General features: G+C 68.8%; 17 protein-coding genes. 14 read left to right on the top strand and 3 right to left on the bottom strand.

What is annotated here, in order from left to right; all coding sequences use genetic code 11:
• The first annotated feature begins 25 nt into the window (after positions 1 to 25).
• From AC1C2R_RS01145 to AC1C2R_RS01125, 5 genes are read left to right on the top strand one after another with little or no spacing between them, the layout of a single operon-like run.
• The gene (locus tag AC1C2R_RS01145; RefSeq protein WP_495350700.1) at positions 26 to 928 is read left to right on the top strand and encodes a F0F1 ATP synthase subunit gamma; all 903 of its coding nucleotides are present in this window, start codon (positions 26 to 28) and stop codon (positions 926 to 928) included.
• Between the two features lie 23 nt (positions 929 to 951).
• On the top strand, positions 952 to 2,415 hold the full coding sequence (gene atpD, locus AC1C2R_RS01140; protein WP_495378654.1) for a F0F1 ATP synthase subunit beta: 1,464 nt from the start codon (positions 952 to 954) through the stop codon (positions 2,413 to 2,415).
• A 2-nt stretch (positions 2,416 to 2,417) separates the two neighbouring features.
• Positions 2,418 to 2,678: a F0F1 ATP synthase subunit epsilon gene (locus tag AC1C2R_RS01135; RefSeq protein ID WP_495350698.1), complete on the top strand. Its 261-nt coding sequence runs from the start codon at positions 2,418 to 2,420 to the stop codon at positions 2,676 to 2,678.
• A gap of 9 nt (positions 2,679 to 2,687) precedes the next feature.
• On the top strand, positions 2,688 to 3,260 hold the full coding sequence (locus tag AC1C2R_RS01130) for a P-loop nucleotide/nucleoside kinase family protein (protein ID WP_495350697.1): 573 nt from the start codon (positions 2,688 to 2,690) through the stop codon (positions 3,258 to 3,260).
• Positions 3,260 to 4,018 (top strand): YaaA family protein, encoded by a 759-nt coding sequence (locus AC1C2R_RS01125; protein WP_495350696.1) that lies wholly within the window; start codon positions 3,260 to 3,262, stop codon positions 4,016 to 4,018. The genes AC1C2R_RS01130 and AC1C2R_RS01125 overlap by 1 nt, the downstream gene beginning before the upstream one ends.
• Positions 4,019 to 4,092: 74 nt before the next feature.
• On the opposite strand, the gene AC1C2R_RS01120 is transcribed toward AC1C2R_RS01125, so the two are convergent.
• Together AC1C2R_RS01120 and AC1C2R_RS01115 are read right to left on the bottom strand one after the other, a co-directional pair.
• On the bottom strand, positions 4,093 to 4,683 hold the full coding sequence (locus tag AC1C2R_RS01120; protein WP_495353170.1) for a DNA-3-methyladenine glycosylase I: 591 nt from the start codon (positions 4,681 to 4,683) through the stop codon (positions 4,093 to 4,095).
• A gap of 5 nt (positions 4,684 to 4,688) precedes the next feature.
• On the bottom strand, positions 4,689 to 5,180 hold the full coding sequence (locus AC1C2R_RS01115; protein WP_495350695.1) for a methylated-DNA--[protein]-cysteine S-methyltransferase: 492 nt from the start codon (positions 5,178 to 5,180) through the stop codon (positions 4,689 to 4,691).
• Between the two features lie 211 nt (positions 5,181 to 5,391).
• Between AC1C2R_RS01115 and AC1C2R_RS01110 the strand changes: the two genes are divergently transcribed.
• The 8 genes from AC1C2R_RS01110 (at position 5,392) to AC1C2R_RS01075 (ending at position 20,727) form a co-directional block, all read left to right on the top strand.
• Positions 5,392 to 6,534 (top strand): DUF4192 family protein, encoded by a 1,143-nt coding sequence (locus AC1C2R_RS01110; protein ID WP_495378653.1) that lies wholly within the window; start codon positions 5,392 to 5,394, stop codon positions 6,532 to 6,534.
• A gap of 115 nt (positions 6,535 to 6,649) precedes the next feature.
• Entirely contained in the window at positions 6,650 to 7,765 is a 1,116-nt protein-coding gene (locus tag AC1C2R_RS01105) for an FHA domain-containing protein (RefSeq protein ID WP_495378652.1), read from the top strand.
• A 25-nt stretch (positions 7,766 to 7,790) separates the two neighbouring features.
• Positions 7,791 to 8,618: a PP2C family protein-serine/threonine phosphatase gene (locus AC1C2R_RS01100; RefSeq protein WP_495378651.1), complete on the top strand. Its 828-nt coding sequence runs from the start codon at positions 7,791 to 7,793 to the stop codon at positions 8,616 to 8,618.
• A 136-nt stretch (positions 8,619 to 8,754) separates the two neighbouring features.
• Positions 8,755 to 10,185: a serine/threonine-protein kinase gene (locus AC1C2R_RS01095; protein WP_495378650.1), complete on the top strand. Its 1,431-nt coding sequence runs from the start codon at positions 8,755 to 8,757 to the stop codon at positions 10,183 to 10,185.
• Positions 10,185 to 16,061 (top strand): Ig-like domain-containing protein, encoded by a 5,877-nt coding sequence (locus AC1C2R_RS01090; RefSeq protein WP_495378649.1) that lies wholly within the window; start codon positions 10,185 to 10,187, stop codon positions 16,059 to 16,061. Before AC1C2R_RS01095 ends, AC1C2R_RS01090 begins: the two co-directional genes overlap by 1 nt.
• 12 nt (positions 16,062 to 16,073) lie before the next feature.
• Complete coding sequence (locus AC1C2R_RS01085; RefSeq protein WP_495350689.1) at positions 16,074 to 17,045, top strand: AAA family ATPase; 972 nt, start codon at positions 16,074 to 16,076, stop codon at positions 17,043 to 17,045.
• Positions 17,042 to 18,364: a DUF58 domain-containing protein gene (locus AC1C2R_RS01080; RefSeq protein ID WP_495378648.1), complete on the top strand. Its 1,323-nt coding sequence runs from the start codon at positions 17,042 to 17,044 to the stop codon at positions 18,362 to 18,364. Before AC1C2R_RS01085 ends, AC1C2R_RS01080 begins: the two co-directional genes overlap by 4 nt.
• Positions 18,361 to 20,727 carry a transglutaminase domain-containing protein gene (locus AC1C2R_RS01075; protein WP_495350687.1) on the top strand — a complete coding sequence of 789 codons (2,367 nt, stop codon included), beginning with the start codon at positions 18,361 to 18,363 and terminating at the stop codon, positions 20,725 to 20,727. The genes AC1C2R_RS01080 and AC1C2R_RS01075 overlap by 4 nt, the downstream gene beginning before the upstream one ends.
• A 4-nt stretch (positions 20,728 to 20,731) precedes the next feature.
• Here AC1C2R_RS01075 and AC1C2R_RS01070 read toward each other — a convergent pair whose 3' ends face one another.
• Positions 20,732 to 21,031 (bottom strand): hypothetical protein, encoded by a 300-nt coding sequence (locus tag AC1C2R_RS01070; RefSeq protein ID WP_495378647.1) that lies wholly within the window; start codon positions 21,029 to 21,031, stop codon positions 20,732 to 20,734.
• A gap of 1 nt (position 21,032) precedes the next feature.
• Here AC1C2R_RS01070 and AC1C2R_RS01065 point away from each other — a divergent pair, with 1 nt between their 5' ends.
• Positions 21,033 to 21,314, top strand: a complete 282-nt coding sequence (locus AC1C2R_RS01065) for an FHA domain-containing protein (RefSeq protein WP_495378646.1) — start codon at positions 21,033 to 21,035, stop codon at positions 21,312 to 21,314.
• The last annotated feature ends 37 nt before the right edge of the window (positions 21,315 to 21,351 follow it).

Here is a 21,351-nt window from a genome sequence, read left to right as displayed (position 1 = left end):
CAGGAAGTCAGGACACAGGAGAAACATGGGATCGCAGCTTCGGGTCTACCGGCAGAAGATCAAGTCTGCTCAGACGACCAAGAAGATCACGCGGGCGATGGAGCTGATCTCGGCCTCGCGGATCCAGAAGGCGCAGGCGCGGGTCGCGGCGTCCGAGCCGTACTCGACGGCGATCACCCGAGCGGTGTCGGCGGTCGCGAGCTACTCGAACGTCGCACACGTGCTGACGACGGAGCCCGAGCGCATCGACCGTGCGGCAGTCGTGATCTTCACGTCAGACCGTGGTCTCGCCGGCGCCTTCAACTCGCAAGTGCTGCGTGAGGCCGAAGAACTCACCGAGCTGCTGAAGAGCCAGGGCAAAGACGTCGAGTACTTCCTCGTCGGCCGCAAGTCCGTCGGGTACTTCAAGTTCCGGCGACGCTCGTTCGAGCGGAGCTGGGTCGGCGGCACCGACAGCCCTGACTTCGATACCGCGAGAGAGATCGGCGATGCCGTGCTCGAGGCGTTCCTGCGGGACTCCTCCGATGGCGGTGTCGATGAGATCCACATCGTGTACAACCGGTTCGTGAGCCGCATCACCCAGGTTCCGGTCGTCACCCGGCTGCTTCCCCTCGAGGTCGTCGAGAGCGAAGAGGTCCCCGACGCCAAGCACGAGGTGTTCCCGCTGTACGAATTCGAGCCCGACCCCGAGACGGTGCTCGACGGCCTGCTCCCGGTCTACATCGAGAGCCGCATCTACAACGCCATGCTGCAGTCGTCGGCAGCGAAGCACGCCGCGACGCAGAAGGCGATGAAGTCGGCATCCGACAACGCCGACAAGCTCATCACGGACTACACGCGCCTCGCGAACAACGCGCGTCAGTCCGAGATCACCCAGCAGATTTCCGAGATCGTGGGCGGCGCTGACGCACTGTCGTCCGCCAAGTAGCCCCTTACGAAGAGAGAGAACACATGACTGACACCGCTACCGCCTCGGCCGCGGCCGCGCCAGTGGCCGGCGCCGTCGGCCGCGTCGCCCGGGTCACGGGCCCCGTCGTCGACATCGAGTTCCCGCACGACTCGATCCCGGCGATCTACAATGCGCTGAAGACCGAGATCACGATCGGCGACACCACGACGGTGCTGACCCTCGAGGTCGCACAGCACCTCGGCGACGACGTGGTTCGCGCCATCGCGCTGAAGCCCACCGACGGTGTGGTGCGCGGCCAAGAGGTGTCCGACACCGGCGCGCCGATCTCGGTTCCGGTCGGCGACGTCACGAAGGGCAAGGTCTTCAACGTCACCGGCGAGATCCTCAACGGTGCGCCCGGCGAGCAGATCGAGATCACCGAGCGCTGGCCGATCCACCGCAAGCCCCCGGCGTTCGACCAGCTCGAGTCCAAGACCCAGCTGTTCGAGACCGGCATCAAGGTCATCGACCTGCTCACGCCCTACGTACTGGGCGGCAAGATCGGCCTCTTCGGCGGTGCGGGTGTCGGCAAGACGGTCCTCATCCAAGAGATGATCCAGCGCGTCGCGCAGAACCACGGCGGTGTGTCCGTGTTCGCCGGTGTCGGCGAGCGCACCCGTGAGGGCAACGACCTCATCCATGAGATGGAAGAGGCGGGCGTCTTCGACAAGACCGCTCTCGTGTTCGGCCAGATGGACGAGCCGCCCGGAACGCGTCTGCGCGTGGCGCTGTCTGCCCTGACCATGGCGGAGTACTTCCGCGATGTGCAGAAGCAAGACGTGCTGCTCTTCATCGACAACATCTTCCGTTTCACCCAGGCAGGTTCCGAGGTCTCGACGCTGCTCGGCCGCATGCCGTCGGCCGTGGGCTACCAGCCGAACCTCGCCGATGAGATGGGTGTGCTCCAAGAGCGCATCACGTCGACCCGTGGCCACTCGATCACCTCGCTGCAGGCGATCTACGTTCCCGCCGACGACTACACCGACCCGGCCCCGGCCACGACCTTCGCCCACCTCGACGCGACGACCGAGCTCTCGCGTGAGATCGCATCGAAGGGTCTCTACCCGGCGGTCGACCCGCTGACGTCGACCTCGCGAATCCTCGACCCCCGTTACCTGGGTGAAGACCACTACCGCGTGGCCACGACGGTCAAGCAGATCCTCCAGAAGAACAAGGAACTGCAGGAGATCATCGCCATCCTCGGTGTCGACGAGCTCTCCGAGGAAGACAAGATCACGGTGTCGCGCGCACGCCGCATCCAGCAGTTCCTCTCGCAGAACACCTACATGGCGAAGAAGTTCACCAACGTCGAAGGCTCGACGGTGCCGCTCAAGGACACGATCGAGTCGTTCGACGCGATCGCCAAGGGCGAGTTCGACCACGTCGCCGAGCAGGCCTTCTTCAACGTCGGCGGCATCTCCGACGTCGAAGAGAAGTGGGCTCAGATTCAGAAGGAGAACGGCTGAACATGGCCGCCCTCAACGTGAGCGTCGTCTCGGCCGACCAGCAGGTCTGGTCGGGCGAGGCGACCATGGTGGTGGCGCGCACCGTCGAAGGCGAGATCGGCATTCTGCCCGGTCACGAGCCGATGCTCGCGATCCTCGCCGGCGGCGAGGTGCGCGTCACTCTGCCCGGCGGCGAGAAGATCACCGCCAGTGCTGAAGACGGATTCCTCTCGGTACAGGCGAACGCCGTGCAGATCGTCGCTTCACGGGCAGAACTCACTTAGGAGCCGCGCATGCAGGGGGAGCCGTCGATCGAGCGCCAATTCGGGGACCTGAGTGTCACCCAACTCATCGTGATGGCCGGATTGCCGGGCGCGGGAAAGTCGACGATCGGTGAGATCATCGGTGCCCGCCTCGGCGCCACCGTCGTGTCGGTCGATCCCATCGAGTCGGCCATTTTGCGTGCCGGCATCGATGCGGATCAGCCGACGGGTCTCGCCGCGTACCTCGTTGCCGAGGAGATCGCCGAGAAGGAGCTCGACTCCGGCCGCACGGTCATCGTCGATGCGGTGAACGCGGCCGAGGCTGCACGCTTGCAGTGGCGCGACCTCGCCGAGCGTGCAGACGTGCGACTGCGGGTGATCGAGGTCGTGTGCTCCGATGAATCACTGCACCGCGACCGTCTCGAGAAGCGCGAGCGCAAGCTCCCGCACCTCGAGGAGACCACCTGGCGGGCCGTCGAGCAGAGCCTCGAGGGTTATGCCGCGTGGACGGGGCCGTCGTCGGCGCTGCCACGCGTGACGATCGACAGCATCGAATCGCTCGGATCGAACGTCGACGCAGCGCTCGCCTTCATCGGTTCGTAGTGCGGCTTCTTCTTCCGCCGTCCGAGACCAAACGCGACGGCGGCACCGACGTTCCGCTTGATCTGGATCGTCTCTCGTTCGGAGCGCTCGCTCCGATGCGTGCCGTATCGGCTGCTGCCGTCGTCGAGCTCGCGGGCGACCCGGCCGCGACGATGCGGGCGCTCAAACTCGGACCACGGCTCGCGCACGAAGTCGATCGCAACCGGTCGCTGCTCGATTCACCGACGATGCCGGCGATCGATCGGTACACGGGCGTGTTGTTCGACGCGCTCGACGCCTCCACTCTCGATGCGCGGGCCAGGTCGTTCGCCGCGGATCATCTGGTCGTGCATTCGGCGCTCTTCGGACTGATCGGCGCCTTGGATGCGATTCCGGCGTACCGGCTCTCGCACGATTCGCGTGTGCCGGACGTGCGGCTCAAGTCGCTGTGGCGGGCGCCCATCCGCGAGCTGCTCGAGCGCGAGCCGGGAATGATCCTCGACCTGCGATCGGAGGCGTACGCCGAACTCGGACCGGCGCCCGTTCGCCATGGTTCGGTCTTCGTGCGGGTCGTCACGGTCGATGATGGCGGACGACGTCGTGCCCTGAACCACTTCAACAAGCACGCGAAGGGGCGCTTCACTCGCGCCGTGCTCACCTCGCGTCCGCAGCTCACGTCGATCGCCGAGTTGATCGACTGGGCGCACGGGGCCGGGTTCTCGGTGGCGCTCGCTCCAGAACGTGATGCCGGCGCGCAAGAGCTCGAGCTCGTCGCCTGACTCGTCGAGAGCATCTTGCTTCGTGCCTGATGCGCCACCGACCGCGGTGGGGAGGTCTCAGCGACGGACCCTGCTCACGCCGCTGTCGCTTGCGTTGCTCGATGGCAACCGGCGAGATGGTCGTCGACCATGCCCGCCGCCTGCATGAGCGCGTACATGGTGGTGGGGCCGACGAAACGGAACCCGCGACGGCGCAGCTCTTTGCTCATGGCCACGGACTCGGGAGTCGTGGCCGGCACTTCAGCGAACGAGGTCGGCGCAGTGGCACGAGGCGCTGGAGCGAAGCCCCACAACAGCTCGTCGATCGGCACGTCGAGTTCGAGCGTGGCGCGCGCGTTCTGGATCGTCGCCTCGATTTTGCCCCGATGTCGGATGATTCGCTCGTCGTCGAGGAGCCGCGCGACGTCGTCGTCGCCCATCGCAGCGACCTGCACTGCGTCGAAGCCGTGGAACACCTCGCGGAACGCGGGACGACGACGCAGAATCGTGATCCAGGAGAGACCGGCCTGGAACCCCTCGAGGCAGACCTTCTCGAAGAGTCGCACGGGATCGTGCTGTGGTGTGCCCCACTCCTCATCGTGATACCGGCGGTACTCGGGGTCGCTCGCACCCCAGCCGCATCGGGCGAGTCCGTCGTCGCCGACGATGATCTCGGCCCGGGGAATGACGCTCACGCGGCGAACCCGATCTGCTCGTGGCCGAGCAGCCAGAGCTTCGTCGGCACTCCTTCACCACCCGAGTACCCGGTGATGCGCCCGTCGGACGCGAGCACTCGATGGCAGCCGACGATGATGGGAACCGGGTTGGCTCCGACGGCGCCGCCGATGGCACGCGCCGCGCCGGGGCGACCGACCGCGGCGGCGAGGGCGCCGTACGAAGTGGCCTCGCCCCATTGGAGTCGTTCGAGTGCGCCCCAGACGGCTTGTTGGAACGGTGTGCCGCGCAGACGCACCGGAATATCGAAGTCGAGGCGTCGGCCGGCGAAGTATTCGGCGAGTTGATCGCGCGCTTGCTCGAGCACGGCGTTCGGGCGCTCGGCGAGAGCGTCGTGGGGGAGCACGCCGCCGCTCTCGATGGAGAGACTTGTGACGGCCTCGTCGTCGGCGACGAGTTCTATGCGCCCGATCGGGCTGCTGAGGCGGATGAGGAACACGTTGGTCATACTTCGAGAGTAGTCGTGGCGCCCGACAGCGGCTCGCGGGAATCGGACATGGCGGAGAGTCGGCGTCACCCCGGTCCTGTGGAGGAGGAGTGAGTGCGATCGAGCGCTGCTCCGATGGCGACTCTTCCTCGACAGGTGCGGAACCTCGGCGACCGTCCACGGATCGCCACCGGAGCCTCATCGACAACGAATGCGGCGTCACGCTCATCGCATGACGACCATCATCCGCGCCGAAGCGGCGCACGACTTCCTCGCCCTCGTTCCGTCGCTCGCCGGGTTCCGGCCCGAGCGCTCCCTCGTGTGCGTCGCGTTCGCCGGCAATCGCTCGGTCGGTGTACTGCGCTATGACCTGCCACGGCGCGCCCGTGACCGTGCGCCGCTCGTCGCGGCGGTCGTCGGCACCCTGTGCCGCATGAGCGGTGTCGATGCGATCGTGCCGATCGTCTACACCGACGCGCGCTTCGACGCCCGGCGAGGGTTGCCCGAGCGAGCACTCCTCGGCATGATCGCCAAGCGCGCCGAGCAGGCCGGGTACGGCATTCGCGATGCGCTGTGCAGGGCGGCGGATGCATGGGGGTCGCTGTTCGACGACGAGACACCCGCGACGGGGCATCCGCTCGCATTGATCGACGAGAGTCCCGTGACGCGACTGACCCCACCGGAGACGAAGGTGCTGGCCTCGGCAGGCGAGTCCGGGGAACTGCCCGAAGCAGATCCGACCGCGGCAGCGGCGCTCGCCTCCGCACTCGGCGAGTTCGCAGGCGAGGCGCGAGCTGACGCGCTCGTCCGCCTCGGTCGCAACAGCGATCCCGTCACGCTCGTCGAGTCACTCGTGGCTCGAGACTCCTCCCAGCCCGCGATCCGCCTCGCCTGGTTCCTGCATCTCGTCTCCCTGCCCGCCCTCCGCGACGCGATGATGCTGCAGTTCGCGTTCGGCGTGGTGGTCGGCGAGGCCGCGTACGACGACGCGATGGCGACGGCCGACCGCGCCGAACCGCGCGATCAGAGCGTCGAGAGCCTCGTGCTTCGAGAGATGGCCGACGGCGTCACCGGCGAGATCAGCGAGATGCTCTCCCGGCTCCTGCTCGGACAGTCGAGCCTCCGTCCGGATCCGCGGCGCGTCGAGCGAGCGCTCGCGGTGCTGCGTCCGTTGATCGCGAACGCTCCGGCGAGCCACCGTATCGCGCCGCTCTGCATCGCAGCCTGGCTCGCCTGGTCGCTCGGTCGCGGCTCGGCGGCCGGGGCGTTCATCGATCGTGCGCTCGAGTTGGAACCGGGCCACTCGATGGCGGGCTTGCTCGCTGCCTACATCGGCAGCGGCGCGTTGCCGGAATGGGCGTTCAGCGCCCGATGAACCCGTCGACCGGCAGGCGGGGCCTCGGCTGCGGAATCCTCTCGATGACGCGGACGAGGTGCGAGCCATCCTCAACGGCTCGTGCCTCGCGCTCCACGGTGCCAGAATGTTCGGCATGGTTGCAGGAGGGGTCTCGAGTTCGGCGAACGCCGGCGCACCCGCGTGGGACGTCATCGTCGGCGACCGGTTCATCGCCGCTCTCGCCGCGCCCGCCCCCGAACGAGTGCTGATCGCGCTCGCCGAAGTGGCGAGCGAACTCGAACTCCAGCTCGAGGTACTCGTCGGCCTGATCCCATCGGGCCGAATCGACCCGATCGAGTCGTTCGGCGTCGTCTGGTGGGATGCGGGTGCGACCACGAGCGTCACGGCGGTGGTGCGCGGCGATGCGGTCGTCGACCTCGCCTCCCCGGGCGGCAGTCGGCGCTTCGATGCGCGCGGCATCCGGCCGTGGCATCTCGCCGAATTCGATGACGTCGTCGCACTTCGCATCACCGATGCCGGTTCGGCACTCGATCATGTCGGTGTCGGCACCGACCCTGTCGTGCATGCGCGGGCGAGCCTCAGGGCGTCGGCGATCGAGTGGTCGTGGCCGGCGTCACAGCACGAAGCGACGGATGCCGCCGAGCGCACGTGGCTCGATGCGGACACGATCCTCGCGCCGCGCCGCGCCGAGTCGGGCTGGCACGAGGCGGTGGCCGATACGGTGCTCACGCCGCGCCTGAGTCGCACGGCGCAGCCCGGCGCGTCCGGAATCGCGCTGCAGCAGGGCGGAATCGTCGCGCCACCCGGCCGCACAGCAGACGAGCCCCCGGCGCCCTCGGCGCCCTCGCAACCCTCGGCGCCCTCGGAACCGAGCGTGCCGCCCGAGGTGGTGACCGCCCCCCGCTTCCGAATCGGCCATGGGACGCCGTCGGTGGTGACTGCTCCGGTGCTGATCGGGCGGCGACCACTGCCACCGCGCATCCCGGCCTCGGGCGCACCGCCCGAGCTGCTCACGGTCGAGTCGCCCGGCGGAGTCGTGTCGGGCACCCATCTCGAACTGCGCATCGTCGGCACGCGCCTCGTCGCCACCGATCTGCGATCCACGAACGGAACGATTCTCCGCACGCCGTCGGGTAGCCGCCGGCTGCGTGCCGGAGAATCGATCGTGGTGGTTCCGGGCACCATCCTCGACCTCGGAGACGGTACGATCATCGAGATCCTCTCCGCCCAGGGCTCTCCCAGCGTATGACCCGAACAGACAGCAGGCTTCACAGGTGACGCAGATCGGCAATGGCAACGCCCGTCATCGAATCTCGCTGCCCGACGGCACCGAGATCACCCTCGCATGGGCCGCCGTCACCGACACCGGCCTGCGACGAGAGGTCAATGAAGACAGCTTCATCGCGCAAGCGCCGATCTTCGCCGTGGCCGACGGCATGGGCGGCCACGCGGCCGGCGATTTCGCGAGCGCAGCGGTGGTCACCCGCCTCGCCGAGCACGGCGGCAAGACGCTCGTCGGCACACCCGAGATCGACCAGGCGCTCCGGCTCGCTGTGCAAGACATGGGGCGCGGCGCCGGCGTCACCGACGAGGGAAGCGGCACCACGGTCACGGGCGCTGCCCTCGGGACGATCTCCGACGAACCCGCCTGGATCGTGTTCAACATCGGCGACTCCCGCGTCTACCGACTGGTCGGAGGCGTGCTCGAGCAGCTCACGGTGGATCACTCGATCGTGCAGGAGCTCGTCGACGCTGGACAGATCACCCGTGAAGAGGCCGATACGCATCCGCACTCCAATGTGATCACTCGCGCCGTCGGATTCCACGAAGCGCCGATCCCCGACTATCGTGCGATCGCCGTCGAACCAGGCATGCGCCTGCTGATCTGCTCCGACGGCCTCACGAAAGAGCTCACCTCGTACGGCATCCGCCACTTCCTCGTTGCCAATCCCAAACCCGAAAAGGCCGCCAGGCAGCTGCTCGAAGCCGCGCTCGGCAACGGGGGCCGCGACAATGTGACCGCCATCATCGTCGACGTGCTGAAGGTCGTGCGGCCGCCGGGGGTGCAACGCCCCGTCGACGGCGAAGCCGAGTACGCCTGACGGATGCCTCGGGCCGGCAGCGGCCTTGTGCAGAGCCGCTGCCGCGGCATCCGTGACCGCAATACAATGGTGGCACCGGGCGCCGCCGGCAACCGGGGCGGCGATCCATCGACCCGAGCAGGCAGGCAGGAGGATCGTGTCGCGTCGATTGCCGTCCACCGCGCCGAATCTGCCCGGGTTCGCGTTCATCCGCGTACTCGGCTCCGGCGGGTTCGCCGATGTGTTCCTCTACGAACAGAACATGCCGAGGCGCCTGGTCGCGGTGAAGGTGCTCCTCGCGGAGGTCGTGAACGACGAACTGCGCCAGATGTTCCAAGCCGAGGCGAACCTCATGGCCCAACTCTCCTCGCATCCGTCGATTCTCACGGTGTATCAGGCGAGCGTGGCGGCCGACGGTCGTCCATACCTCGTGATGGAGTACTGCTCGGCGTCGCTCGGACAGCGTTACCGGTCGGTGCAACTGCCGATCGCCGAGGTGCTCGCGGTCGGCGTCCGCATCGCCAGTGCCGTCGAGACCGCCCACCGGCAGGGTGTGCTGCACCGCGATATCAAGCCCTCCAACATCCTCACGACGGCGTTCGGCCATCCGGTGCTCTCCGACTTCGGCATCGCGGCGACGCTCGGCCAGGCGGAGGCCAGTGACGCCGTCGGCCTGTCGATTCCCTGGTCCGCGCCCGAAGTGCTCCATGACGAGGTATCGGGCACGGTGGCGAGCGAGGTGTGGTCGCTCGGGGCGACCGTGTACTCGCTGCTCGCAGGGCGCAGCCCGTTCGAGGTCCCTGACGGTGACAACGGCTCGGGTGCACTCATGACGCGCATCGACAAGGCGAAATTCGCGCCTACCGGCCGCGTCGATGTGCCGAAGAGCTTCGAGTCGGTGCTCGCCCGATCGATGTCGCGCAAGCCGTCTGGCCGCCAGTCGAGCGCCCTCGAGTTCATTCGCGATCTCCAATCCGTCGAGGAGGAACTCGGGCTCGCACAGACCCCGCTCGAAGTCGCGATGGACGATTGGGCGCTTGCGACGGCTGTCGACCTCGACGAACGAACCCGCATCAGCGGAAGCCACGGCATCGACGACAACGCCGGGCGACGACGGCGACGCTCCACCGACACCGCGCACGGCTCGCCGCAGCGCAGCGCGGATTCACGCCCGCACGAACCCAGCACCAGCCGTGCCCGCACCGCACCACCGACGACCCGCCGGCTGGCATGGGGCATCTCGATCGTCTCCGCACTCCTCATCGCGCTTGTCGGCGCGGGTGCGTACGCCGTGATCCAAGGGGCACGCTCGATTCCAGTGGTCGCCGACGTGCAGGGGGTTGCTGAAACCGACGCCGTGACGTTCTCATGGAACGACCCCGGCATCCAGAATGGTGACGCGTACATCGTCACCGTCGACGGCACGGCAACGCCCATGCAGCGCGAGCCACGTCTCACCGTGCCCGCGGCCGAAGGCGACCGGGTCTGTGCGAGCGTCACGGTCACCCGCGACGGCAAGTCGGGCCGGCCGAGTGCCGAACGCTGCGTCGAAGTCGTCGTCGGCGTCGGCGTCGACGAGGGGGCGTGATGGCACGTCTGCCACGCCTCGCACGTCCGCGGTCCGCGGTCATCACCGCGGTGACGACCACGGCGGTCGTCGCCCTCGTCGCGGGCGTCGCGATCGCCTCAGGCGGTTACGCGGCCCAGCGCGTCGATCTCGGTGACGCGGCGGTCTGGGTGGCGAGCGACCGCCTCCAATCCGTCGGGCGGGCCAACACCGCCGTGCTCGAACTGAACTCGGTGGTCGAAAACGGGGCCACGGGCGCCGAGATCGTGCAACGCGGATCCACGGTGCTCGTGCTCGATCCCGACCGGGCGACCGTGGGCATCATCGATGCGACCACCTCGAGCCTCACCAAGACGGTCGCCGTACCGCCCGACGACGTGTCGCTCGCCCTGGCCGGTGCACGGGTGATCCTCTCGGCCGGGGGCGACGTCTGGTCGGCGCCCGTCTCGGAGTTCGAGCAGTTCGACGCCGACGCCGAGCCGATGCTCACCTTCGGTGAAGGGTCGGTGACCTCGGTCGATGCCGAGGGAACCCTCTTCGCATACACGCCGTCGACAGGTGTGGTGGCGAGGGTCGATGCGGCCGAGGCCGAGACCGTTGCCGCCCGATGGCAGATCGAACCGATCGTCGGCGACCCCGATGTGCAGATCACCTCGGTCGGCGGCCGTTGGGCCGTACTCGATCTCGATGCCCGGCAGCTGCACCTCGACGGACGCACCGTCGATCTGACCGGCCTCATCGAGACCCGAGACGAGCCGGTGCTGCAGACGCCCTCGAGCAGCGGCGACGAAGTGGCGATCGCCACCCGGACCGGCCTCCTCACGGTCGGACTCGACGGAGAGGCGCCCCGAGTACTGGTGGATGGTCGGTCGGGGTCGCCCGCGGCGCCCGTCGTGCACGACGGATGCCTCCATGCGGCGTGGGCCCTCGGCACCGCTTGGCGCTCGTGCGGTTCATCCGGCGATCGCATCATCGAGCTGCCGTCGGCACCGGCGACCGGTGACTACTCGTTCCTCGCCAATGGCAGCGCCCTCGCGCTCAACGATCGCCGCAGCGGCAAGACCTGGGCCGCGGGTGACGACTACGGGCTCATCGACAACTGGGACGAGCTGCTCGAGATCGAACGCGACGACGAGACCGTCGAGCAGAACGACCCCGACCAGCAGCCGACGGTCGAGAAGACCCCCGTGCCGCCCACGGTCGCCGATGACGAGTTCGGCGCGCGCCCTGGGCGCACGACAGTGCTGCCAGTGCTCCTGAACGACTACGACGCCAACGGCGACGTCCTGGTCGTCGACACGGTCGAGGGAGAGCTGCCCGCAGGTGCGAAGCTCGACCTCATCGCCGACAACCAGCAGCTGCAGCTCACGCTCGACGACGCGGCATCCGGAGTCATCGCGTTCGGCTATACGGCCGGTGACGGTCTGGGCGGCACGGCGCACGGATCCGTGCACGTGACGGTGCGCGGCGCCGACGAGAACTCACCCCCGGTGCAGCAGCGTCCGACGCGAGCGCTGGTCGAGGCCGGCGGCCGAGTGACCACAGCGGTGCTCGGAGACTGGGTCGACCCCGACGGCGACCCGTTCTTCCTGCGGCAGGCTCTCGCCGACGCGCCGGATTCGCTCTCGTCGACGGCAGACGGCGTCGTCGTGTTCGATGAGATTGGCGGGGTGGGCGCCGAGCGTGCCGTCTCGCTCGTGGTCTCCGACGGACGCGACGAGTCAGTCGGCGCACTCAGCATCGGCGTGCGCGCGCAAGGCGCCGTTCCGCTCATCGCCGAACCGTTCGTCGCCCTCGCCACCGCGGGTCAGGAGATCCGCATCGAACCGTTGCGGCATGTGCGCGGCGGTTCGGGTGTCATCCGGTTGAGCGCAGTTCCGGCCAAGCCCGACGCGCAGATGCCCCCCGACTACGACGGCGGCACCTTCCGGTTCACCAGCGAGGCGGAGCGAACTCACTACCTCGACTACACCGTGACCGACGGCCTCGCAACGGTCACCGGGCGCGTGCGCGTCGACGTCTCCGCGCCGCCCGAACGCGACACGACCCCGATCACGGTGCCGCACATCGCATTCCTCCGTGCGAAGCAACCGGTCGATGTCGACGTACTCGCCACCGACATCGACCCGACCGGCGGTGTGCTCATCGTGACCGGACTGGGCGAGCCCGCCGCGGAGGCCGGAGTGCAGGTCGAGGTCGTCGAGCACCGGATCCTCCGGGTGACGCTCACACGGCCGCTCGAAGCGGGTTCCACCGTCTTCGGTTATCGCGTCAGCAACGGCATGGCAGAAGCCGAGGGCGAAGTGACCCTCGTCGAGATGCCCGACCCCGAACGCACCCAGCCTCCGGTGGCGGTCCCCGACACGATCGCTGCCCGCACTGGCGACGTCGTCGACATCGGAGTGCTCGCCAACGACGAGCACCCCGACGCCTTGCCTCTCACCCTCGACCCAGCGCTCGAGACGGCACCCGACGCGGGCCTCCTCTTCGTGGACGGCGACCGACTGCGATACTTCGCCCCCGACGAGCCCGGCGAATTCACGGCCGCCTACCGCGTTACGGGACCCGACGGTCAGTTCGCCACGGCGACCGTGCAGATCTCGGTGCGCGCGGCGGATCCCGAGACGAACGCGGTGCCGGTGCCGGTGACGGTGACCTCCCGGGTGCTCGCGGGTGAGACCGTTCGCGTCCCGATCCCGCTCGGCGGCACCGACCCCGACGGTGACAGCGTGCAACTGCTCGGACAGGAGACCAACCCCGAGCGCGGCAACGTGAGCTCGCGGGGCGGCGACTGGCTCGAATATCAGGCGGGGGAGTACTCGGCAGGCACCGACGAGTTCCAGTACGCCGTCGTCGACGCACTCGGAGCGCGAGCCACCGGCACTGTGCGGGTGGGCATCGCACCGCGCCTCGATGGCGCTCGCACCCCCATCGCCGTCGGTGACGATGTGACCGTGCGACCCGACCGCACGATCTCGGTGCGCGTGATGGAGAACGATTCCGACCCCGACGGCGGCACGCTCACGCTGCACAGTGTCGAGCCGACGACCGAAGGAGCGACGGCGACGATCGTCGACGACCGCATCGAGGTCGAGATCCCGCCGGGCGAGAACGACTACGGATTCGTCTACACGATCGAGAACGAGCATCTCGGCGAAGCCACGAGCTTCCTCAAGGTCGAGGCGCGCGAAGATGCGCCGTTGTCCCGACCCGAGGCATCCGATACCGTGCTCACGCTCAGCGACATCCTCGGCGAAGACGTCATCGACGTGCCCGTGCTCCGCAATGCGTTCCTCGCCGACGGCGACGCATCCGAACTCACGGTCGGACTCGTCGACGGCTACGACCGCGGCGCAGAGGTGCGTCGCGACGGCACGATCCGCGTGCAGGTCGAAGACCGCCGCCGCATCATCCCGTTCTCCGTCGCGCATCCCGAAGACCCGGATATCATCGCGTACGCGTTCATCTGGGTGCCCGGCCGCGACGATGCACTCCCGCAACTGCGCACCGACGCCCCAGTCGTGCGTGTCGTGAGCGGTGAGGAGGTCACCCTCGACCTCGAGGACTTCGTGATCGCTGCTTCGGGTCGACCGGTCAAACTCACGGATGCGGCGACCGTTCGGGCCTCGCACAGCGACGGGTCCGACCTCGTCCTCGACCAGCGCACACTGCGCTACCGCAGCGAAGAGGGGTACTTCGGACCGGCATCGCTCTCGTTCATCGTCACCGACGGCGAATCTGCGACGGATCCTTCAGCGCGCACGGGAACGATCGTGATTCCGATCACGGTGCTGCCGACCGACAATCAACCGCCGGCGTTCACCGGCGGAGTCATCGACTTCGAGCCCGGTCAGTCGAAGACGATCGAGCTCGTGAAACTCACGAACTATCCCTACCCCGAAGCGGTCGACGAGCTCGTCTATCGCGTGCTCCCGCCACCGGTGGAGGGCTTCCGCTTCTCACTCGACGGCGACGAGCTCACGATCCGCGCAGAGTCGTCCACTCTCAAGGGCACCCGTGCCTCCGTCGCGGTCGGGGTGAGCGACGGCTCCGGCGATGGCAAGCCGGGGCGCATCGACTTGAGGGTCGTGCCGTCGACGAAGCCCATCGCCCAGCCCTCCGCGGACAGCGCGATCGCCGCCCGCGGAAAGACGACCTCGATCGACGTTCTCGCCAACGACAGGGCCACGAACCCGTTCCCCGATGTGCCGCTCAGGGTCGTCGGGGTGCGTGGGATCGATGCCGATGACCTGCCCGCGGGCGTTTCGATCGAGCCGAGTGAAGACCGCTCGACACTGAACGTGACCGTCGACTCCGACGCGGCACCAGTGAACTCGACCGTGCAGTACCAGGTCGCCGACGCCACCGACGATCCCAGCCGCTACGCCTGGGGAACGGCCACAATCTCCGTCCAGGACCGACCCGACCCCGTCACCGGTGCGCAGGTCACGGGGTTCGGCGACGGCACCCTCGGCGTCACGTTCGGCGCCGGTGCGTTCAACAACTCGCCGATCACGGGATACGAGATCGCGCTCGTCGACGCGAGCACTCGTGAGGTGCTGCGCACCTCGACCTGCGAGGCCACCACGTGCACGGTCGCGACGCTCGGCAACGGACAGGGCAACGCCGTCATCGTGCGTGTGCAGGCGCGAAACGCGATCGGACTCTCCGACCCGGTCGACGCACCCGGACCGATCTGGTCGGACGTCATCCCGCCGCCGCCCAGCGGACTGCGCGCGCTGCCGCGCGACGGCCGACTCCTGATCGAGTGGTCGCCCGTCGCGACCGGGTCGGGCAGTGCCGTCGAATCCTACGTGGTGACCGTCGCGGGCGTTTCGAACCAAGTGTCGGCCGGCACCGCCTGCACGGCGACGCTCTGCTCCGTCGAGTCGCAACCACTCGAGAACGGCAGTCAGGTGCCGATCGCCGTCAGTGCCCGCAACCAGGCGTATCCTGCGCTCGCAGTCTGGACCGAAGCAGGTGGCAGCGGCACCCCGTTCGGTGCTCCGGTCGCCGGGGCCATCTCGGTCAACGGCGATGCCGGAGCGGGCACGGTCACCGTCACGTGGGCGCCATTCGCCGGCAACGGCGACGCCATCGGCGGCTATTTCGTCGAGCGACTCGTCGACGGTGCGTCGAGCGTGCCGGGCGGCGCCCAGGCCTGTTCGGTGACGAGCCCGGCGCCCGGCAGTGTCGTCGCCCCGTCGAGCGGCGGCACGGTCGCCGATGTCGTGCACGTCGGCCCCGAGACCACGAGCCTCCAGTTCACGGGCACCGCGGCCGAGTCCACGCGCTACTCGTTCCTCGTCTGGGGGTACAACCGGGCGGCGTGCGTGAACACCGAGGTCACGGGCATCGTGGTGCGCCCGGCGCCGGGCAGCATTCAGGGCGTCGACAGCCGGATGGAGATGCGCACCGCCGATGTCTGGGACCGGTACATCAACGATGTCGCACCCGATGCGTGGCGGTACAACATCGTCGCCGTCGACGGCAACGGAGCGCAGATCCCCGGCACGCTGAAGCAGTTCAGCGGTTCAGGATGGGCGCGCGACCTCTTCGGGCGACCGTTCGGTGAGACGGTGCGCTTCCAGGTGCAGGCGTGCTCGTTGTGGGGCAGCTGCGGGCCCTGGTCGCAAGTTCTCCCCCCCGATGCCAGCCCATCGCTTACATTCGCGCTGCCGAGCCGAATCTGGGACAACGTGAAGACGTGGTCCTGGACGGCGGCACCTGCGAATTCCGGCCTGCCTGTCGCCTTCCGATGCGGCGTCGACGGCGATGGCAACGGCCACCGCGCGCAGACGGGGACGAGTTGCCAGATCCCCGACGCGAAGCCGGGCGATCGGGTCTGGTTGGATGTTGAGATCGCGGGCGTGAGTGTTCGCTACTGGAATCGCTGAGAAGGAGCCCACATGACCATGACCCCCGAGGAGGCGACGCGGTTCGCCGCGACGCTCGACCGACTCGTCGGCGCGGTCGAGGAAGTGCTGCTCGGCAAGAACCGGGTCATCCGCCTTGCGTTCACCGCATTTCTCAGCGAAGGACACCTGCTGCTCGACGACGTGCCCGGTACTGGCAAGACCTCGCTTGCGCGGGCGATGGCGCAATCCATCGACGGCACGAGCAACCGCGTGCAGTTCACACCCGACCTGCTCCCAGGCGACATCACCGGCGTGACTGTGTACGACCAGCGATCGGGGGTCTTCGAGTTCCACCCCGGGCCGATTTTCGCCAGCATCGTCCTCGCCGACGAGATCAACCGTGCGAGCCCCAAGACGCAATCGGCCCTCCTCGAGGTCATGGAGGAGGGTCAAGTGACCGTCGACGGGCAGACCCACCCTGTGGGGCATCCGTTCATGGTGATCGCGACGCAGAACCCTGTCGAACAGGCGGGAACCTATCGGCTGCCCGAAGCACAACTCGACCGCTTCCTGATGCGTACCTCCATCGGCTATCCCGACCACGCTTCGACCATCCGCATCCTCGAAGGCGCCGACCGCCGGGCGCACGAGCAGCGCGTCGACTCCCAGCTCGCTGCGGAAGAGGTCGTCGAGATGGCCGCGGTCGCACGCACCGTCTACGTCGATCCGACGATCCACGACTACGTCTCCCGGCTCGTCGAAGCCACCCGAACCGCTCGCGAGGTGCGTCTGGGCGTCAGCGTGCGCGGGGCACTGGCACTCATCCGCGCCGCCAAGACCCACGCCGCCGGCCGCGGCCGGCACTACGTCGTGCCCGACGACGTGAAGGCGCTCGCCGAGCCCGTGCTCGCACATCGGCTGATCCTCGACCCCGAGGCGGAGTTCGACGGAGTCACCGCCTCGAACCTGATCGCGCAAGTGCTGATCGAGACGCCGCCGCCCTCGACCAGGCAGGCGGTGTGACGCTCACCCAGACCCGCACCACGATCCCCGAGGAAGCCAAGAAAGATGGCCTGCTCGCGGTCGTCATCGGGCGCGTCGTCATAGCCGCCCGCACGGGAGGCGCCGCCATAAAGCGGGCAGCCCGCGCCGTGCAAGGCGTCGTGACCCCACTCGGGTGGGCCGTGATCGCCGCGGCAGTGCTCGTGCTCGGACTGGGCTACGGCTGGGGCTGGCTCGAACTCATCGCGCTCGGGTGGGGACTCGTGGTGCTCATCGCCGCGGCATCCGTCTGGCTCATCGGTCGCGGGGCGGGAACCATCCGGCTCGTCCTCCCGGCGCCGCGCGTCGTCGTCGGCGAACCGGCCGAAGCGCGACTGATCGCGGCGAATCCCGGTCGGCGGCGCTTCGGCGGGGTGCAGCTCGAACTGCCGGTCGGACACCGCGTCGTCGAGCGTGTGCTGCCCGGACTGCCCCGCGGCGGCGCCTTCGACGAGCAGTTCCGCATCCCGACCGAGCGACGCGGCGTGGTCGCCGTCGGGCCGGCACGCACCGTACGCGCCGATCCGATCGGCCTCATGCGACGCGAGTTCGTGTGGTCCGAGACCGCCGAACTGCACGTGCACCCGCGCACCGTGCCGATCGCGGCTCTCAGCACCGGATTCATCCGCGATCTCGAGGGGTCGCCGACCCGTGACCTCACGGCCAGCGACATCGCCTTCCACGCGCTGCGGGAGTACGTGCCGGGCGACGATCGGCGATTCATCCACTGGCGGAGTTCGGCCAAGACCGGCACCTTCATGGTGCGCCAGTTCGAGGAGACCCGGCGCAGCCGGCTCATGATCCTGCTCGACCTCGATCCCGGCGCGTACGCCGACGATGCCGAGTTCGAGCTCGCCGTCAGCGCCGCGGCTTCCGTCGGTGCTCGGGCCATCCGCGATGCCCGCACCGTGTCGTTCGTCGTCTCGGGTCGCGCTCGTGGGGTCGAGACGAGACGGAGCGCCATGCGGGAACTCCCGACCGTCTCCCGTGACCGGCTGCTCGATTCGCTCTGCCTCGTCGAGACCGACGCGGACGCCGTGATGCTGCCCGACGTCGCACGAGCTGCGGCGGAGTCGCTCGCCGGTGTCTCGCTCGCCTTCCTCGTGACCGGGACGGCTCGCGGCATCGCCCCGCTTCGGTCGGCTGCGACGCGATTGCCGCCCGAGGTCGAGACGATCGCCGTGCAGTGCTCGCCCGAAGGCGATGCGAGCGCTCGGGCCATCGCCGGCCTGACGGTGTTCGGCATCGGGTACCTCGAAGACCTGCGCGCCATGCTCGCCAGATCGGCGTCGGTCGCATGAACACGCGAACGCCGGCGGGCGCGGCCCGCATCGGTCCCACGCTGGTGACGGTCGTGCTCGTGGTGGCCATGCTCGTGGCGGCCATGGTTCCGTGGTGGCCGATCTACGAGAGCAGCGCTCTCATCATCGCGGCAGGGGTCGGCATCGTCGCCGGTGCGACCATCGGAGTGGTCGGCGCGCGGTTCCGGCTGCCAGCCTGGACGGTCGTGCTCGCAGTCTTCGGCGCGTTCGTCGTGCTGGGTGTGCCTGCCGCGGTGCCCGGGCGCGCGATCGCGGGGGTTCTGCCGACCCCGGCCGGTATCGTCGAGCTTCTGGCCGGCGCCGCCCTGTCGTGGAAACAGCTCGTGACGATCTCGGTGCCGGTCGGCTCGTATCAGGCGCTCCTGGTGCCGCCGTTCCTCCTGACTCTCACGATGGCGACGGCCGCGGTCTCGATCGCGTTACGAAGCCGGTGGCCCGCGGCAGCGGCACTGCCGCCGGCGTTGCTGCTCGTCGCGGGCATCGCGCTCGGAGTGGTGCACACGGCCTTCGCCGTCGAGGCCGGCCTCGGCTTCCTCATCACCGCGGTGGCGTGGCTCGTGCGGGTCGCGATCGCCAATCGGCGTGCACTCACGAGCGGTCGCCGCGTCGAAGCGGCGCTGACCGACGCACGCCGGGTGCTCGGTGCGTCGGCACTGGTGGCCATCGCCCTCGTGGGCGCCACCGCGGCATCCGTCGCCCTGCCGGTGCCGCCGCGCAACGTCGTGCGCGCTGAACTGCAGCCGCCGTTCGAACCTCGCGAGCACGACAGCCCGCTCGCAGGGTTCCGCGCGGCGTTCGCGGAGGATGTCGCCGAGCAGACGATGCTCGACGTCCGCGGTCTTCCCGATGGCGCCGGTGTGCGGATGGCGACCCTCGACACCTACGACGGAATCGTCTACTCGGTGGGCGGAGCCGAAGGATCCTCCGCCTCCGGCAGGTTCACCCGTGTGCCGTACCGCCTCGACCAGTCGGACGCGCCCGGCGACACCGAGCGCCTCGAGCTGGATGTGGAGGTGGTGGGCTATTCGGACGTGTGGGTGCCCGGCGCCGGTCGCCTCGAGCGCATCACCTTCGGCGGCCCGCGCGCCGAGACCCTCACCGAGTCGTTCTTCTACAATGAGGCGACGAGCACCGGCGCCGCGCAAGTGGGACTGCAGGCACGTGATCGGTACACCGCGGTCTCGGTGGTTCCCGTCGATCCGGCCGACCTCGCCGCACTGCAACCCGGCACGAGTGTGCTGCCGGGTGCACCCGAGCTGCCCGAAGAGCTGGCCCATCTGCTCGACGAGTGGGCACCGGCATCCGGCACGCAAGGCGAACGGTTGCGTGGTCTCATCGAGGGCTTCCACCGCGACGGCTACGTCAGCCACGGTCTCACCGACGAGGAGCGGCCGAGCCGGTCGGGGCATTCCCTCGATCGCCTCGCCGAATTCGTGACGGAACGACCGATGGTGGGCGACGGTGAGCAGTACGCGGTGGCGGCGGCGCTCATGGCGCGCAGCATCGGGTTCCCCGCACGGGTGGTCGTCGGCTTCCTGCCGCGACACGGTGATACGGCGGATGCATCGGGGGGCCCGGTTGCCGGTGGCGATGCAGGGGAGGAGACCGGGGCGTCGGCCGAGGCCGTGCCCGACGGCGTCACGAGATTCGCGAGCGCCGACAAGCAGGCGTGGATCGAGGTGCAGCGCGCCGACGGCGCCTGGATCACGGTCGACCCGAACCCCGTACCGAGAGAGATACCCGAACGCGAGCCGGACCAGCCGACGATCGTGTCGAGGCCGCAGCCGGCGCTGCCGCCGCCGGCGGATCGCACTCCTGTCGATGAACTCATGTCCGACCCCGAGGCGTCTCCCGACGAACCCGATGACGATGGAGCGGATTGGGTGCAGGTCCTTCTCCGCGTGCTCGGCATCTCCGGTGTGGTGCTGGGCGGACTCGCCGTGATCGCCAGCCCCTTCCTCGCCATCATCGTGGCCAAGCTCCGTCGGCGACGGTTGCGGCGGCGGGCCCCCGACCCCGTCGAACGCATTGAGGGCGGATGGCAGGAGTTCGCCGACACGGCGGCCGACTACGGATATGCGATCCGTCCGACCGCGACGCGCGCCGAGCAAGCGGCGACGGTCGGGGGGCTCGCTCCGCTCGTGCTCGCTTCGGCCGTCGACCGAGCGGTGTTCGCGCCCGACGGCCCGGCCGATGGCGACGACCTGCGAGTCTGGGAGTCGGTCGACGAGTTGCAGCAACGGCTGGGTGCGCCGCGTTCACTGCGTGAGCGGTTGCGCGCTGCGGTCTCGCTGACTTCACTCGGCGGGTACGCTGTGACTCGGAGAGGAGCGCGGTCGTGACATGTCAGATCTGCGCTGCCGAGCTTCCCGTCGGGGCGATGTTCTGCGGCGAATGCGGCAGCTCGACGAGTGCGACGCCCGAGTCGAGGCGTCGTCCCGATCCGAGGCCCGGAGACACGACGGTGATCGAGCGTCCGGCGCGGCGCCACAGCGGGGTGATCAGCATCCCGGTCGAGGGCTTCCGAGCTGCCACGGAGATCGGGTCGCCCGATGCCGCGTACGCTGCCCCTGCCCCTGCCGCGGCAACGCCTGTCGCGGCGCGGGCGAGGTTCGTGCTGACCTTCAGCACCGGGGAGACGTGCACCGTGTTCGGTTCCGGTCTGATCGGTCGACGGCCGATGCCGCAGCCCGGCGAGGTGTTCGATCATCTGGTGCAGATCGCCGATCGTTCGCTCTCGGTCTCGAAGACGCATCTGGAATTCGGCGAGCACGACGGCACGCTCTGGATCGCGGACCGGTTCTCGGGTAACGGCACCGTCGTGCGCCGAGTCGACGACGGTGCGGTTCGGTGCGAACCCGGCCGGCGCTACCTCGTTCCACGGGGCAGCCGGGTCGAGCTGGCCGAGCAGTTCTTCGCGGTCTCCTGAGTCGTCTCCACACCGCGACCCGTCCTCCACAGCAGCT

The sequence above is a fragment of the Agromyces sp. Y182 genome (genome assembly GCF_059445385.1).
The sequence above is the reverse complement of the archived record's forward strand: the minus strand, read 5'-3'. Positions and strand labels throughout refer to the sequence as shown.

Coding starts and splice junctions, on each gene's coding strand:
- AC1C2R_RS01145 (WP_495350700.1), top strand. CDS start 26: ATGGGATCGCAGCTTCGGGTCTACCGGCAGAAGATCAAGTCTGCTCAG.
- atpD (WP_495378654.1), top strand. CDS start 952: ATGACTGACACCGCTACCGCCTCGGCCGCGGCCGCGCCAGTGGCCGGC.
- AC1C2R_RS01135 (WP_495350698.1), top strand. CDS start 2,418: ATGGCCGCCCTCAACGTGAGCGTCGTCTCGGCCGACCAGCAGGTCTGG.
- AC1C2R_RS01130 (WP_495350697.1), top strand. CDS start 2,688: ATGCAGGGGGAGCCGTCGATCGAGCGCCAATTCGGGGACCTGAGTGTC.
- AC1C2R_RS01115 (WP_495350695.1), bottom strand. CDS start 5,180: ATGACCAACGTGTTCCTCATCCGCCTCAGCAGCCCGATCGGGCGCATA.
- AC1C2R_RS01110 (WP_495378653.1), top strand. CDS start 5,392: ATGACGACCATCATCCGCGCCGAAGCGGCGCACGACTTCCTCGCCCTC.
- AC1C2R_RS01105 (WP_495378652.1), top strand. CDS start 6,650: ATGGTTGCAGGAGGGGTCTCGAGTTCGGCGAACGCCGGCGCACCCGCG.
- AC1C2R_RS01090 (WP_495378649.1), top strand. CDS start 10,185: ATGGCACGTCTGCCACGCCTCGCACGTCCGCGGTCCGCGGTCATCACC.
- AC1C2R_RS01085 (WP_495350689.1), top strand. CDS start 16,074: ATGACCATGACCCCCGAGGAGGCGACGCGGTTCGCCGCGACGCTCGAC.
- AC1C2R_RS01075 (WP_495350687.1), top strand. CDS start 18,361: ATGAACACGCGAACGCCGGCGGGCGCGGCCCGCATCGGTCCCACGCTG.